The organism is Ramlibacter ginsenosidimutans (assembly GCF_016654015.1).
GTDB classification, from domain to species: domain Bacteria; phylum Pseudomonadota; class Gammaproteobacteria; order Burkholderiales; family Burkholderiaceae_C; genus Ramlibacter; species Ramlibacter ginsenosidimutans.
Window position 1 is genome coordinate 667,512 of the sequence record NZ_JAEPWM010000002.1, and the last position, 14,072, is coordinate 681,583.

At 68.9% G+C, this 14,072-nt stretch carries 14 protein-coding genes; 8 read left to right on the forward strand and 6 right to left on the reverse strand.

The window, feature by feature from the left end:
• Positions 1-93: 93 nt before the first annotated feature.
• The 4 genes from JJB11_RS09240 to JJB11_RS09255 are packed head-to-tail and all read right to left on the reverse strand — an operon-like array spanning position 94 to position 3,604.
• On the reverse strand, positions 94-924 hold the full coding sequence (locus JJB11_RS09240; protein WP_201168841.1) for an urease accessory protein UreD: 831 nt from the start codon (positions 922-924) through the stop codon (positions 94-96).
• A 15-nt stretch (positions 925-939) separates the two neighbouring features.
• Complete coding sequence (locus JJB11_RS09245; protein ID WP_201169189.1) at positions 940-1,692, reverse strand: ABC transporter permease; 753 nt, start codon at positions 1,690-1,692, stop codon at positions 940-942.
• A gap of 14 nt (positions 1,693-1,706) precedes the next feature.
• Entirely contained in the window at positions 1,707-2,576 is an 870-nt protein-coding gene (locus tag JJB11_RS09250) for an ATP-binding cassette domain-containing protein (RefSeq protein ID WP_201168843.1), read from the reverse strand.
• Positions 2,573-3,604: an ABC transporter substrate-binding protein gene (locus JJB11_RS09255; protein WP_201168859.1), complete on the reverse strand. Its 1,032-nt coding sequence runs from the start codon at positions 3,602-3,604 to the stop codon at positions 2,573-2,575. Before JJB11_RS09255 ends, JJB11_RS09250 begins: the two co-directional genes overlap by 4 nt.
• A gap of 333 nt (positions 3,605-3,937) precedes the next feature.
• Between JJB11_RS09255 and JJB11_RS09260 the strand changes: the two genes are divergently transcribed.
• Complete coding sequence (locus tag JJB11_RS09260; protein ID WP_201168861.1) at positions 3,938-4,204, forward strand: GlsB/YeaQ/YmgE family stress response membrane protein; 267 nt, start codon at positions 3,938-3,940, stop codon at positions 4,202-4,204.
• Between the two features lie 266 nt (positions 4,205-4,470).
• Here the strand turns inward: JJB11_RS09260 and JJB11_RS09265 are convergent, their stop codons facing one another.
• Complete coding sequence (locus JJB11_RS09265) at positions 4,471-6,771, reverse strand: NADP-dependent malic enzyme (protein ID WP_201168863.1); 2,301 nt, start codon at positions 6,769-6,771, stop codon at positions 4,471-4,473.
• 297 nt (positions 6,772-7,068) lie between these two features.
• Between JJB11_RS09265 and JJB11_RS09270 the strand changes: the two genes are divergently transcribed.
• Entirely contained in the window at positions 7,069-7,410 is a 342-nt protein-coding gene (locus tag JJB11_RS09270; protein ID WP_201168876.1) for a DUF2917 domain-containing protein, read from the forward strand.
• On the opposite strand, the gene JJB11_RS09275 is transcribed toward JJB11_RS09270, so the two are convergent.
• Positions 7,411-8,550: a YeeE/YedE family protein gene (locus JJB11_RS09275; RefSeq protein WP_201168879.1), complete on the reverse strand. Its 1,140-nt coding sequence runs from the start codon at positions 8,548-8,550 to the stop codon at positions 7,411-7,413.
• 480 nt (positions 8,551-9,030) lie between these two features.
• Here JJB11_RS09275 and JJB11_RS09280 point away from each other — a divergent pair, with 480 nt between their 5' ends.
• The 6 genes from JJB11_RS09280 to JJB11_RS09305 all read left to right on the forward strand — a co-directional run bounded on the left by JJB11_RS09280 (position 9,031) and on the right by JJB11_RS09305 (position 14,022).
• On the forward strand, positions 9,031-9,459 hold the full coding sequence (locus JJB11_RS09280) for a DsrE family protein (RefSeq protein ID WP_201168882.1): 429 nt from the start codon (positions 9,031-9,033) through the stop codon (positions 9,457-9,459).
• A gap of 70 nt (positions 9,460-9,529) precedes the next feature.
• Positions 9,530-9,871 (forward strand): ArsR/SmtB family transcription factor, encoded by a 342-nt coding sequence (locus JJB11_RS09285; RefSeq protein ID WP_201168885.1) that lies wholly within the window; start codon positions 9,530-9,532, stop codon positions 9,869-9,871.
• 133 nt (positions 9,872-10,004) lie between these two features.
• Positions 10,005-10,943, forward strand: coding sequence for an MBL fold metallo-hydrolase (locus JJB11_RS09290; protein ID WP_201169192.1), 939 nt, complete (start codon positions 10,005-10,007; stop codon positions 10,941-10,943).
• Positions 10,940-11,407, forward strand: a complete 468-nt coding sequence (locus tag JJB11_RS09295) for a thioredoxin domain-containing protein (RefSeq protein ID WP_201964723.1) — start codon at positions 10,940-10,942, stop codon at positions 11,405-11,407. The genes JJB11_RS09290 and JJB11_RS09295 overlap by 4 nt, the downstream gene beginning before the upstream one ends.
• 229 nt (positions 11,408-11,636) lie before the next feature.
• Positions 11,637-12,941 carry a sulfite dehydrogenase gene (gene soxC / locus JJB11_RS09300; RefSeq protein ID WP_201169198.1) on the forward strand — a complete coding sequence of 435 codons (1,305 nt, stop codon included), beginning with the start codon at positions 11,637-11,639 and terminating at the stop codon, positions 12,939-12,941.
• Complete coding sequence (locus JJB11_RS09305; protein ID WP_201168888.1) at positions 12,925-14,022, forward strand: c-type cytochrome; 1,098 nt, start codon at positions 12,925-12,927, stop codon at positions 14,020-14,022. The genes soxC and JJB11_RS09305 overlap by 17 nt, the downstream gene beginning before the upstream one ends.
• Positions 14,023-14,072 lie beyond the last annotated feature (50 nt).

Here is a 14,072-nt window from a genome sequence, read left to right on the forward strand (position 1 = left end):
CGGGCACCTGCGGGCTGCCGGAGAGAGACGCTGCAGGGGGATCCCGGCCTCCCAAGGCCGGGTAGGACGTGACCTAGATGCGCGTAGCCCGCGCTAGATGGTCCAGCCGCGCGGCTCGTCCGCAGGTAGTTGCCAGGCCAGCGGGCGCCAGGCGCGGCGCACCGCACGCAACAACTGCAGAGCCGGCTCGACCAGCGGGGCGAGCACGCGGACCACGACCACGCGCGCGGCGGGTGCGGTTGCGCCGGCGCTGGTGGCCAGCGGGTGCCCTTCGATGGCGGCGCGCGCAGCATCCAGCAGAGCTTCCCGCCGGGCACGCGGGATCTCCTCGCCACTGGCGAAGAAGAGGCTCGCGAGGCAGCGATGCCCCGCGAGGCCCAGCGGTCCGTCGAGCAGCCGCGCATCCCCTGCCGCGATGCGGCCGCGCTCCAGCCAGGCGTCCTGCAGTTCGATGTGCTGCAGCACATTGCCGCGAACGAAGGGCAGCCGCGCCTGCGGCAAGCCCAGCGCGGCGACATCCCAGCCGATCAGCTCGGCGCCGCGGTCCAGCTGCATGCGCAGCCGGTTCTCCGCCTGGCAGCCGCTGTAGTAGAGCGCTTCCAGCGGCAGCCACTCGAGGCGCGCGCCGCCCTCCACGTGGATGCGCACGTCCTGCACGGCCGCTGCGCCCTCGCTGCGGTAGAAGCGCGACGCGCCCGGCGTGGTGACCAGGCCGTGACTGCCTGCGCCCGCACGGACCTCGACCTGCAGCGTGTCCCCCGCCACGAGGCCGCCCGGCGGATGGACCAGCACGTTGTGGCAGACGCCATCGCCCTCGGGCCAGAGGCTTTGCAGGATGCGCAGCGGCCCGTCGTGGCGGAAGCGCGCGACGCTGCGCTCGCCTTCACGCGTGTAGTGGAGCGACAGGCGCGCGTGCCAGGACATGGCGGGTGTGTCGGGCTACTGCGCCTGCGAGCCGCGATGCGCCCAGCCGGTCGTGCGCTTCTCGATCGCGCTGAACAACTCGTACATCGCCATCGCCATGATGCTGATCACCACCAGGCCCGCGAAGGCCAGGGGCAGGCGCTGCTGGCTGCCCGCGGTCTGGATGAGGTTGCCGATGCCGCTGTCGCCGGCCGTCATCTCCGCCAGCACCGTGCCCACGAAGGCGAGCGTGATGGCGATCTTGAGCGAGCCGTAGAAGTACGGCATCGACCGCGGCAGCCCGACCTTCAGCAGCACGTCCCAGCGGCGCGCACCCAGCACGCGCAGCACGTCCTCGAGCTCCGGCTCCAGCGTCGCCAGTCCCGTGGCGATGTTCACCATGATCGGGAAGAAGGAGATCAGGAAGGCCGTGATGATGCCGGGGCCGAGCCCGATGCCGAACCAGACCACCAGGATGGGCACGATGGCCGCCTTGGGCACCGCGTTGAAGCCCACCATGAGCGGATACACGGCCGCATACGCGACGCGCGAGGACCCGATGAGGAAGCCGAGCAGCACGCCCACCACGATCGCGATGGCGAAGCCCACCATCGTCACCCAGAACGTGGCCCAGGAAGCGACGAGCAGCGGACCGCGGAATTCCACCATCTGCTGCGCGATCTGCCACGGGCTGGGAAACAGGTAGTCTGGAATGCCGAAGGCCAGCACGATCACCTGCCAGAGGATCAGGACCGCGAGCAACAGCAGCACGGGTGCCCAGCGTTCCATGCGGCGCCGGCTGTTCACTGCGCCACCTCCGCGCCGGAATCTTGGCCGCCCACGCTCCCGGCGGGCGACCCGTCGGAGCTGCGGCGGATCGCGCCGATGTGTCCGCGCAACTCGTGCACGATGTCCGTGAACTCGCGCGTGTAGGTGATTTCCAGCTCGCGCGGACGCGGCAATGCGATGTCGCGGCGCACGACGAAACGTCCCGGGCTCTTGCTCATCACGTACACCTTGTCGGCCAGAAACACCGACTCGCGCAGGTCGTGCGTGACCAGGACGACGTTGAAGCGCTGCTCGGCCCAGAGGTCCCGCAGCGTGCACCACAGCTCTTCGCGCGTGAAGGCATCGAGCGCGCCGAACGGTTCGTCGAGCAGCAGCATCTTGGGCTCGTGGATCAGCGCGCGACAGATGCTCGCGCGCTGCTGCATGCCGCCGGAAAGCTGCCAGGGGAACTTGTCCTCGTAGCCGGCGAGGCCCACCTTCGCGAGCAGGACGCGGGCGCGCTCGGCATATTCGCGCCGCTTCTGCTTGAACTGCTGCCGGTACGGCTCGACGATCTCCAGCGGCAGCAGCACGTTGTCCAGCGTCGTGCGCCAGGGCAGCAGCGACGGCGCCTGGAAGGCCATGCCCGAGATCTTCAGGGGACCGTTCACGGGCTGCCCGTCGATCAGGATGCGGCCGCGCGACGGCGGCCGCAAGCCGGTGGCCAGTTTCATGAAGGTGGACTTGCCGCAGCCCGACGGCCCCACGATCGCGATGAACTCTCCCTGCTGCACCTGCAGGTCGATCGCCTCCACCGCGAAGTGACCCTCGCGCAGGAACTGGTCGTTGTAGGCGAGCCAGACGTCGCGGAAGTCGATGAAGGCCGTGGCGGCAGGCGCGCTCACTTCTTGGTCGGCAGCACGTTGAGGTCCGCCTTCGCGGGCAGGAAGGAGCCGTTCCACACCGCGTCGGGGTTCACGCGCGTCTTCGTCCCGAAGGCGTCGGAGACCTGCGAGGCCATCAGCGACAGGCGCGCGGGGTTCACCTGGCCGAAGCCCTCGGCGTAAGCGTCGGGACTGGCCACGACGTCGTTGATCGCCATCTTCAGCCGGCGGTCTTCCAGCTTGGTGTCGATGATGCCGTCACGCTGCTTCAGGTACTGCACGGCGTCGCCGGGTTGCGCCAGCACCTCCTTCGCGCCGCGGGCGAACGCGGTGAGGAACGCCTTGATCGCTTGCGGGTTCTCCTTGATCAACTTCGGGCTCGCGATGATCACGTTGCCATACAGCTTCACGCCGTACTGCGGGTACATGAAGGTGACCACGTCCTGTGGCTTCACGCCGCGCGCCTCCAGGTTCAGCAGCGACGTGAAGGAGAAGCCGGTGATCGCGTCGACGTCCCCGCGAGCCAGCATGGTCTCGCGCAGCGGCGGGTCCATGGACACCCAGGTGACGGGGCCGATCTGGTTCGCCTTCTGGAAGATGGGGAAGCCGCGGCGTCCGGCGTCGAACACGGGCGCGCCGAGCTTCCTGCCCTGCAAGTCCTTGGGCGTCCTGATGCCGGACTTGCGCAGCGCCATCACCGCGGCCGGCGTGTTGTTGTAGACCATCATCACGCCCACCGGCTTGTTGGCCGCATCGGGGTTGTTGGCGTGGAACTCCATCAGCGCCGCCATGTCGGCGAAGCCCATGTCGTAGGCGCCGCTGGCCACCCGCTGCACGGCGGCGCCGGAGCCGGTGCCGGCATCGACCTGCACGTCGAGACCGGCCTGCCGGAAGTAGCCCTTCGCCGCGGGGAGCAGGAACAAGGCGGCGGGTCCCTCGAAGCGCCAATCGAGCTGGAACTTGACCGGCGTCGTGCCCTGCGCGCGCGCGGCAAGGCTGGGCGCGAGTGCCAGCGTGGTCATGGCCTGCAGGAAGGACCTCTTGTGCATTGCGTACTCCGGAGTGCTCGTGAATGAAGACCGGCCAGCCAAGCAAGTTTGGTGCCGCAGAGCAGAAGTATCACTCAACCGTCGGCACGACCTGCCCGACCGGAAGCCCGCAATCCGGCATAGCGCGCTGCCGGGCTGCGCGCGTGGGGCTTTGTCCGACGCTCCCACAAGCCGGCCCCGCACCCTCTCGCTTTACGGGCGACTACGCCCGCGCTTGAACCGCTTGCCCATAGTGAGCAGCACCGGCCCTCCCGAGGGCAGGTGGACGTGGCCCAGGTTGGGTCGCGGCCCGACCTTCAACAACACGCCGTTCGCGGCAATAGGAGTGCAACTATGGGTTTTCTGATTTGGTTGATCATTGGCGGTATCGTTGGCTGGTTGGCGAGCCTCGTGATGCGTACTGACGGCCAGCAGGGCATCCTGCTGAACGTGGTCGTGGGTATCGTGGGCGCCTTCCTCGGTGGCTGGCTCATCTCCCCGCTGGTGGGCGTGGGCACCATCAACCAGGGCATCAGCATCGGCTCGATCGTGGTTTCCCTGGTCGGCGCGATCATCCTGCTGGCCATCGTGAACCTGTTCCGCCGCGGCCGCGTGCGCTAAACGGAACCACAAGAATCGAATTCGCGGACCCTCGGGCCCGCACCACTGGAGCGCCTCTGGCGCTCCTTTTCTTTTTGGGACATCAAACCGGCATCAAACCGGAATACCGGACGCAGAGGTCGCGAAAGAGGGAAAGGGCGCAGAAGACATCCGTCAAAGGTAAAACCGCAGAAGGACGTCACCCCTTTGATGGCTGTTCTTTTGCGTCCTCTGCGCAACCTTTGCGTCCTCTGCGTCCGGCTGTTGGGTTTGATGGTCGTGCGCTCTCACGCGTCCCCGCCCCGCGCTGAAGTCGCTGCGACCAGCGCGGTCATGTTCACCACGCGGCGGACGGTGGCTGAGGGGGTGAGCACGTGCACGGGCGCCTTGGCGCCCAGCAGCATCGGGCCCACCGTGATGCCCGAGCCGCCGGTGGTCTTCAGCACGTTGAACAGGATGTTGGCGGCGTCGAGGTTGGGGCAGATCAGCAGGTTGGCTTCGCCGGTGAGCGTGCTGTCCATCAGGCTGTCGCGGCGCACCTTCTCCGACAGCGCGGCGTCGCCTTGCAGCTCGCCGTCGCACTCCACGTCCGGCGCCATGCGCATGAAGAGCTCGCGCGCCTGCCGCATCTTGAGCGCCGAGCCGCGCCGGGACGAGCCGTAGTTGCTGTGCGACAGGAAGGCTACCTTCGGCGGCAGGCCGAAGCGCTGCACCTCGGTCGCCGCCATGCGGGCGATGCGGGCCAGCAGCTCCGCGTCCGGGTCTTCGTTGACATAGGTGTCCGCGATGAAGAGCGTGCGTTCCGGCAGCAGCAAGGCATTGAGCGTCGCGAAATGTTCCCCGTCCCGCGCGCCGATGACATCGTGCACGTGGCCCAGGTGCTGCTCGAAGCGGCCGACCAGCCCGCACAGCATCGCGTCGGCATCGCCCAGGTGCAAGGCCAGCGCGCCGATCAGCGTGTTCGAGCGGCGCACCGCGGCCTTCGCCGCTTCCGGCGTGACGCCGTTGCGCCCCATCAGGCGGTGGTAGGTCTCCCAGTACTGGCGGAAGCGCGCGTCGCTCTCGGGATTCACGCAGGTCACGTCGGCGCCGAGGCGGATGCGCAGGCCGGCCTTGGCGATACGGGTCTCGATGACGCTCGGCCGGCCGATCAGGATCGGCTGCGCCAGTTTCTCGTCCACCACAAGTTGCGCGGCACGCAGCACCCGGTCGTCCTCGCCCTCGGCAAAGACCACGCGCTGCGGCGGCGACTGGCGCGCAGCCACGAACACCGGCCGCATGATCATGCCGGTCTGGTAGACGAAGCGCGTGAGGCCCTGGCCGTAGGCGTCGAAGTCCGTGATCGGGCGCGTGGCGACGCCCGACTCCGCCGCCGCCCGCGCCACCGCCGGTGCGATGCGCAGGATGAGGCGTGCGTCGAAGGGCGTGGGGATGATGTAGTCGGGGCCGAAGGCGAGCTCCTTGCCGGCGTAGGCATTCGCCACTTCCTCGCTGATGTCGGCCTTGGCGAGCTGCGCGATCTCGCGCACGGCGGCGAGCTTCATCGCCTCGGTGATCTTGGTGGCGCCGCAGTCCAGTGCGCCGCGGAAGATGTACGGGAAGCACAGGACGTTGTTCACCTGGTTGGGATAGTCCGAGCGACCCGTGGCGATGATGCAGTCGGGCCGCGCCTGCCGCGCGAGCTCGGGCCGGATCTCCGGTTCCGGATTGGCCAGGGCGAGGATGATCGGCTTGTCGGCCATGCTCTTGACCATCTCCACGCTCAGCACGCCCGCGGTGGAGCAGCCCAGGAACACATCCGCGTTCTTCACGACATCGGCGAGCGTGCGCGCCGAGGTGTCCTGCGCGTACTTCGCCTTGGACGGATCGAGCCCGCCGGGCCGGCCCTGGTAGACGACGCCCTTCGAGTCGACCACATGGATGTTCCTGGGCTGCACCCCGAGCCCCACCATCAGGTCCAGGCAGGCGATCGCCGCGGCGCCGGCACCCGAGGCCACCAGCCGCACCTCGCCGATCTTCTTGCCCACCAGTTCGAGGCCGTTCAGCAGCGCCGCGCCCGAGATGATGGCCGTGCCGTGCTGGTCGTCGTGGAAGACGGGGATGTTCAGGCGTTCGCGCAGCTTGCGCTCGATGTAGAAGCACTCGGGCGCCTTGATGTCCTCGAGGTTGATGCCGCCCAGCGTCGGCTCCAGCGCGGCGATGATGTCGACGAGCTTGTCCGGGTCGTGCTCCGCGAGTTCGATGTCGAACACGTCGATGCCGGCGAACTTCTTGAACAGGCAGGCCTTGCCTTCCATCACCGGCTTGCCCGCCAGCGGGCCGATGTCGCCCAGGCCCAGCACCGCGGTCCCATTGGTGATCACGCCGACCAGGTTGGCGCGCGAGGTGTACTCCGCGGCCTTGGACGGGTCTGCCTGGATGTCGAGGCACGGGTAGGCGACGCCGGGAGAATAGGCCAGCGACAGGTCGCGCTGGTTCGACAGCGGCTTGGTCGGCGTCACGGAGATCTTGCCGTGGCGCGGCAGGCGGTGGTACTCGCGGGCCGCGTCGCGCAATGCACGTTCGGCGTCGGAAGTGGGCTCTTTCATGGCGGCCTCCTGCTTGGCTGTTGCAACGCTACGCCCGCTGCGTGTCCGTGGGAAGAGTGGCAAGCCCCCGGGCCCGTGCATTTGCGCCCGGCGGTCGTGCGGGCGCGTTCCCTGCCACGTCCCAGGGCTGCCTCAGCAGGCTTGGAACCCCGTCGATCCCGGGCAAGCGGGCCGGCGGCCGCTCGGATGAGGCGGCATGCCTGACTCGGGTCGAAGCGGCGGTCCCACGCGCGCTGCCGGACCGTGGCGGGCCAGCCATTGCCCGGCCTTGCCGCATCCTGCAGGCAAGGAGCGATCATGAACAAAGACGACTCTCTGGCTTTCGTGCACGAACGGCTGCGCTACAACCGTGCACCCACGGGGCGCGCATCCGGCCTGCGCAGCCTGCCGCGCGTGACGCGCCGCTTCGTCGTGGAACTGGAACAGGGTGAGGCGCACGTGTTCGAACACGTTGACCGGACCGTGGTCCTGCGCTGCGACCGGGGCGGCGCCTGGGTGACGCACGATGGCGACCCGAAGGACGTCATCCTGATGGCGGGCGAGGAATATCGGGCCGAACGCGAGGACCCGTTGCACGTCTACGCGCTGGTCGCGTGCGTCCTCGAAATCGAATTCGAAGACGACGTGACGCAGCACTGATCAGGTTGCGGTGGCGGCGAGGGTGGGGGAGGCCGCCGGGGCGCGCTGCTGCCGGCCCAATGCAAGGCGGGCGCCGGCGCAGATGCCGGCGACAGCCAGCAGGGACCCGGACGAGAGGAGGGCCAGCCCCGTCACCCCGTTGCCCAGCGAGCAGCCCAGGGCCGTCACGCCGCCGAAACCCATCAGCACCGCGCCTGCCGCATGCGCGCCGAGTTCGCGCGGGGTCTGGAAGGACTCCAGGCGGAAGTCGCCGCGCAGCTTGGCGCTCGCGAACGCGCCGAGCAGCACGCCCAGCGCCAGCGTGACACCGAAGGTCGCGACCGTGGACTTGTCGGTCCACAAGGTCAGCAGGTCGAGCGCATGCGCGAGCGGAGCCGCGAACGACAGGCCTTCCGGCCGCTTCGATTGCGTGCCCAGCCAGGCGGGCTCCAGCGTTTCCGGATGCTCCGCGATGTAGCCGATGTGTCCGGTGAGGTAGAGCGCGGCCGCCACCAGCAGGCCCACGGCGATGCCGCCGATCCAGTGCGCGGGCTTGAGCTGCGCGCGCACCTTCCAGGCCAGTGCCAGCACGCCCACGGTGACCGCGACAGTGATGAGCCAGCGCAGCAGCGTGGCGGGCAGGGCGAGGCCGCGTGCGAGCACGGCGCCCAGGTCCTGCGAGCCGGCCAGCGTGTTCGCGAAAGCATCCAGTCCGCTCGCGCGCAGCGGTGCGAAGGCGCCGCGCAGGGTCATCAGCGAGGCGATGGCGACCAGCACCAGCGTGAGCAGCGCCTTCAGGTTGCCCGAGCCCGCCTTCACCAGGCAGCGCTGGGGGCAGCCGCCGGCCAGGATCATTCCGTAGCCGAACAGGCCGCCACCCACCAGGTAGGACAGCCACGGGAACCGCTCGCCCCAGCCGATGGTGCGCGTCGCGTCGAAGGCACCGGCGCTCACCAGGCCCTGCACGGCGATGGCGCCGACCGCGACGGCCAGCATCCACGAAACGAGCCGGCCCGGGCTGCGCAGTTGCACCCAGTCGGCGATCGCGCCTCGCACGCAAAAGCGGGTGGACTGGCCGACGACGCCCAGCGCGAGGCCCAGGACGAGGCCGCCCCAGACGACGGCTTGGGCGAGGGTGGCGGGGGCTGCGGCTGTGGGCATGGCTTCGGAGGGGCAGTGGAGGCGCTGCGGCGCGCCAGGCAAAGCCGCGAATTTTACTGCCCGGCGGGCGAGCCCCCCTGCTGGCGGGGTCAAGGCGCGGTGTGCGGGTGCTGGTCCAGCATGCGGTCGGTGAGCGCCGCGCAGGCAAAAGCCCGAGCGCTGCGCACAGAACCCGAACGGCAAACCCAGGGCGAGACCTCCCGCGGCGAAGCACGGTCGGTTCGCCCCAGGCGTTCCAGCAGCGGCGGGAGGTCGAAGGAGAGCATCAGTCGAGGCTGATGTTCCCGCGTCCGGCGGTGTCGCGACTTGCGCCGCATAAGCACTGCGCCGGAACGCATTTGGTCGGCGCACGAGGCGCACCGGACGCGCGGTGGATATCGGAAAAGAAGCAACTAGCGATATTACTGAGCGAGCCTGGCGCGGCGCTGCGGTATCGTGCGGGGCGGGCCGGAGTCCCGGCCCCTCTTGCGAGGACGCTCCATGAACAGGTTTGCGCGGCTGCTCGCCGCATTCGTCGCCCTCTGGGTGTTCGCCTTCGCCGCCCAGGCGCAGGACAAGGTCGTCTACCACATCGACGACGCCAAGCTCCAGGCCACCAAGGCCTTGCGCAACGTGCGCAACCACCTCGACGTCGCGCCCGACACCAGGATCATCGTGGTAACGCATGCCGAAGGTGTCGACTTCCTCATGGAAGGCGCCAAGGATCCGAAGAACCCCAACATCGACTACGCGTCGCTCGTGAGCGCGCTCAAGGCGCGCGGCGTGCGCTTCGAAGTGTGCGAGATCACGCTGCGCAATCGCGGGCTGAAGAAGGAGCAGTTCATCATGGACGCGGACTTCACGCCGTCGGGCGTGGTCCGGATCGCCCAGCTCCAGTCCCGGGAACATTACGCGTACATCAAGCCGTGATGGCCGGGCCGGCTGCCGGCCGGCCGGGGACTTGCTAACATGGTGATCGAGTGAATCAGCAGGGGTGCGGATGGCGAAACGTCAGGTAGCGGTGGCAGAAGCGAACGGCGTGGAAACCGACGAGGTCTTCGAGATGGCCGCGGAGGTGTTCCGCGTCATGTCCGCGCCCATGCGCCTGAAGATCATCAGCCGCCTCTGCAACGGCGAGAAGAACGTGAGCCAGCTGCTCGAAGAGATCGACACCACGCAGCCCAACATGTCGCAGCACCTCAACACGCTGTACCAGGCCGGCGTGATCGGCCGGCGGCGCGAGGGCGTGCAGATCTTCTATCGCATCATCAACGACCGCGTGGTCACGCTGTGCCGCGCGGTCTGCACCCAGATCGCTATCGAGAGCGACATGAAGGGCTAGCCGCCGGCTGGCGCGTCGGGCCGCCGCCCGCGCGGCCACCCTATAATCAGCCATCACTTATTTGTTGCGGGGTCGCTGGATGGCGCTGCGCTCGTGGTGGAAATTCCTGCCGGCCTTGCTCGGCGCCCTGGTGATGCTCGCGTCGCATGCCGAAGGCGAGCCCATGCAGGATGACATGCCCGCCGCTCCTTCGGCCGCGCCGCGTCAAGTGGTGCCGCAGCAGGTCTCTGCCTCGGCCTGGTTCGTGCAGGGCGACACGGCCCTGGGCAGCAAGGCCAACCGCAACTTCATCTCCAACGCCGGGTTCGTCGTGACGCCCGCCGGCGTCGTCGTCATCGACGCGCTCGGCTCGCCGCAGCTCGCCCGCGAGCTGATCGCGGCCATCCACGGGATCACGCCGCAGCCGATCACGCACGTGATCGTCACGCACTACCACGCGGACCACATCTACGGGCTGCAGGAATTCAGGAAGGTGGGCGCGCAGATCATCGCCAACCGCCATGCGGCCGACTACCTCCACTCCGAGACCGCCACCAACCGGCTGGCCGCCTCGCGCGTGGACCTCGCGCCCTGGGTCGACGTGGACACGCACATCGTGCCGCCGGACCGCTGGCTCGACGGGTCCGAGGACCTGGAGGTGGGCGGCGTGCGCTTCATGATCCGGCCCGTCGGCCCTGCGCACACGCCCGAGGACCAGGTGATCTTCGTGCCCTCGGAAGGCGTGCTGTTCGCGGGCGATGTCGTGTTCCGCGGCCGGGTGCCCTACGTCGGCCAGGCGGACAGCCAGCACTGGATCGCCGCGCTGGACGAACTGCTGAAGCTGCACCCCCGGGTGCTGGTGCCCGGCCATGGGCCGAAGTCGACAACGGCGCGCGAGGACCTGGAGCTCACGCGCGACTACCTCACCTACCTGCGCCAGGCGATGCGGCAGGCGGCGCTGGACATGACGCCGTTCGAGGAGGCGTACGCCGCGACCGATTGGTCGCGCTTCGAGCACCTGCCGCTGTTCAAGGCGGCCAACCGCATGAACGCGTACAACACCTACATCCTGATGGAGAGCCAGGTCAAATGACGGGGCTCTCGCGTCGTGCCTTGCTGCTGGCGCCGGTGCTCGCCACGGCCGCCGCCTCGCTGCGAGCCGCCCAGCCGGCGCTGCCGATGCCGGGTTCGCTTGCGTCGGCGCTGGAGGCGGCCCTCATGCGCCGCCGTGCGCTCGTGATGATGGTGAGCCTGCCCGGCTGCCCCTGGTGCAAGCTGGTGCGCCAGTCCTACCTGGCCCCGCTGCTCGCAGACGGCCAGCCGGTGATCGAGCTGGACATGCAGGACCAGCGCGGCATCGCCGGCTTCGACGGCGCGGCGACCACTCCGATCCGGCTCGCCGACACCCTGCGGGTGCGCGTCGCTCCCACCGTGCTGTTCCTCGGCCGCCGCGGGCGCGAGCTCGGGCCCCGTCTCACCGGCGTGAGTTCCGAGGATTTCTACGGCGCGTACCTGCAGGAACGCGTAGACGCAGCCAACCGCGCCGCGTCTTCCTGAAGCCGCCGCGCTGGCGGCAAAGCGTCGGCCCTGTTCCTCTCGCGTCCGGGTTTGTCCTGACCGGATCCGCTTTGGTCTATCCGAAGAATTTGCGTATCCTTATATAGCCAGTGGGTGATGTAATTGTTGGCCGCTGCAAGCTGCTGCTCTCGCGCAGCGCGCCGAACGAGGAGACGAAGTGACATCGCAACCAGCCTCCGGACGGCTGCTGAAGGCCCCGGAAAACTTCATGGACCCTGCCGGCGTGCGGCGGGTGTTCGCGGAGGCCAAGGAGGGCCGGCGCGACTTCCTGCGCAGCGCGTTCGCCGCGGCTGCGGCCGGCGTCGCGGCCGCGGGCGTGCGGGCGGCGCCCGCCCCCGCGGATGGCGACCCCAACATCCTGCAGCTGCCCGAGCACTCGCGCGCGCTGGGCCAGGCGGTGGCCTTGAACGACGGCTATGGCAAGCCGTCGAAGTACGAGTCCAACGTCCGCCGCCGCCAGAGCCCCGGACTCACGCAGACCGACCAGGCATCGGTGTCGTTCGCGCCGCTGCAGTCGCTGTTCGGCATCGTGACGCCCAGCGGCCTGCACTTCGAGCGCCACCACCAGGGCTGGTGGGACATCGATCCCTCGAAGCACCGCTTCATGATCAACGGAAATGTGAAGACCCCCAAGGTCTTCGACATGGACGAGATCATGCGGCTGCCGTCGGTGTCGCGCTTCCACTTCATCGAGTGCGGCGCGAACACCGCCATGGAATGGGGCAATGTCGCCGTGCCGACGGTGCAGTACACGCACGGCATGCTGTCGTGCAGCGAGTTCACCGGCGTGCCGCTGATCACGCTGCTGCAGATGGCTGGCGTCGACACCAGGAAGAACCGCTTCGTGCTCGCGGAGGGCGCCGACGGCGCCGCGCAGACGCGCACCATCCCGATGGAGCTGGTCGAGTCGGGCGAGGTGCTGGTCGCCTACGGCCAGAACGGCGAGATGCTGCGTCCGGAGCAGGGCTACCCGCTGCGGCTGGTGGTCCCCGGCGTGCAGGGCGTCAGCTGGATCAAGTACCTGCGCCGCGTGAAGGTGGGCGACATGCCGTTCGGCGCGCGGGACGAAACCATCGGCTACGTCGACCTGATGCCCGACGGGCAGCATCGCCAGTACTCCAGCATCCAGGAGTGCAAGAGCGTGGTGACGACGCCCTCCGGAGGCCAGGTGCTGCTGGACAAGGGCTTCTACAACATCACGGGCCTGGCCTGGTCGGGCCGCGGGAAGGTCTCGCGCGTCGACGTCTCCGTGGATGGCGGCCGCAACTGGCGCACCGCCCGCCTGCAGGGCCCCGTCATGAGCAAGTGCCTCACGCGCTTCAGCCTGGACTGGGTGTGGGACGGCAGGCCAGCCATCATCCAGAGCCGGGCCATCGACGAGACGGGCTACGTGCAGCCGACGCGCCCGCAGCTGCGTGCGGTGCGCGGCACGCGCTCGACCTATCACAACAACGGCATCCAGTCCTGGCTGGTGCAGGAAAACGGCGAGGTGAAGAATGTCCAGGTTTCGTGAGCCGCGGGTGCTCGGCGCCATCGCCGTGATCACCGTCGCGGCCGCGACGGTCGCGGCGCATGCGCAAGGCACGGAGGCCTATCCCGGCATCGGCCGCGACGCCACGCCCGCCGAGGTGAAGGCCTGGAACATCGACGTGCGTCCGGACCTGCAGGGGCTGCCCAAGGGCTCGGGTTCGGTGAGCAAGGGCCAGGCGATCTGGGAAGGCAAGTGCGCCAGCTGCCACGGCGTGTTCGGCGAATCCAACGAAGTGTTCCAGCCCCTGATCGGCGGCACGACCGCGGACGACATCAAGACGGGCCACGTCGCCGCGCTCAAGCGCAACGACGTCGAACGCACGATGCTCATGAAGCTGCCCACCGTCTCGACGCTGTGGGACTACATCAACCGCGCCATGCCCTGGACCGCGCCCAAGTCGCTGTCGACCGAGGAGGTCTACGCCGTCACTGCCTACCTCCTGAACATGGGGGGCGTGGTGCCGGACGACTACGTGCTGTCCGACCGGAACATGGCCGAAGTGCAGGCCCGGCTGCCGAACCGCAACGGCATGACGACGCAGCACGCCATGTGGCCGGGCCAGGAGCTCGGTGGCGCAGCGAAGCCGGACGTGCACAACGTCGCGTGCATGAAGGATTGCCCCGTGGAAGCCAAGGTAACATCCATCCTGCCGGAGCACGCCCGCAACGCCCACGGTAACCTCGCGCAGCAGGTGCGGCTGATCGGGCCGGCGCGCGGTGACGACACGAGCGCGCCCGAGCCGGCGCACCTGGGTGACCGGACCAAGGCTGGCGCCGACGAGGCGCAGGCATCCGCGAAGACGGTGACAGCCGCGGCCGCCGCGCCCATGGACCTGCTGCAGAAGAACGGCTGCGTGGCCTGCCACTCGGTCGCGAGCAAGCTGGTCGGCCCGGCTTTCATCGATGTCGCGAAGAAACACGCTGGCCAGGCCGATTACCTGGCGGGCAAGATCAGGAGCGGCGGCTCCGGCGTCTGGGGGAACATCCCCATGCCGCCGCAGTCCATCGCACCGGAGGACGCAGCGAAGATCGCCGGCTGGCTGGCATCGGGCGCGTCGCAATGAGGCAGGACGGAGCTTCCCGCCCGGGAACTCCCAGCGGCGCCGCCACCGCG

Bases quoted from the DNA above. Each gene is read 5' to 3' on its own strand.
- JJB11_RS09240 (WP_201168841.1), bottom strand. From the start codon at position 924: ATGTCCTGGCACGCGCGCCTGTCGCTCCACTACACGCGTGAAGGCGAG.
- JJB11_RS09245 (WP_201169189.1), bottom strand. From the start codon at position 1,692: ATGGAACGCTGGGCACCCGTGCTGCTGTTGCTCGCGGTCCTGATCCTC.
- JJB11_RS09255 (WP_201168859.1), bottom strand. From the start codon at position 3,604: ATGCACAAGAGGTCCTTCCTGCAGGCCATGACCACGCTGGCACTCGCG.
- JJB11_RS09260 (WP_201168861.1), top strand. From the start codon at position 3,938: ATGGGTTTTCTGATTTGGTTGATCATTGGCGGTATCGTTGGCTGGTTG.
- JJB11_RS09265 (WP_201168863.1), bottom strand. From the start codon at position 6,771: ATGAAAGAGCCCACTTCCGACGCCGAACGTGCATTGCGCGACGCGGCC.
- JJB11_RS09270 (WP_201168876.1), top strand. From the start codon at position 7,069: ATGAACAAAGACGACTCTCTGGCTTTCGTGCACGAACGGCTGCGCTAC.
- JJB11_RS09275 (WP_201168879.1), bottom strand. From the start codon at position 8,550: ATGCCCACAGCCGCAGCCCCCGCCACCCTCGCCCAAGCCGTCGTCTGG.
- JJB11_RS09280 (WP_201168882.1), top strand. From the start codon at position 9,031: ATGAACAGGTTTGCGCGGCTGCTCGCCGCATTCGTCGCCCTCTGGGTG.
- JJB11_RS09285 (WP_201168885.1), top strand. From the start codon at position 9,530: ATGGCGAAACGTCAGGTAGCGGTGGCAGAAGCGAACGGCGTGGAAACC.
- JJB11_RS09290 (WP_201169192.1), top strand. From the start codon at position 10,005: ATGCTCGCGTCGCATGCCGAAGGCGAGCCCATGCAGGATGACATGCCC.
- JJB11_RS09295 (WP_201964723.1), top strand. From the start codon at position 10,940: ATGACGGGGCTCTCGCGTCGTGCCTTGCTGCTGGCGCCGGTGCTCGCC.
- soxC (WP_201169198.1), top strand. From the start codon at position 11,637: ATGGACCCTGCCGGCGTGCGGCGGGTGTTCGCGGAGGCCAAGGAGGGC.
- JJB11_RS09305 (WP_201168888.1), top strand. From the start codon at position 12,925: ATGTCCAGGTTTCGTGAGCCGCGGGTGCTCGGCGCCATCGCCGTGATC.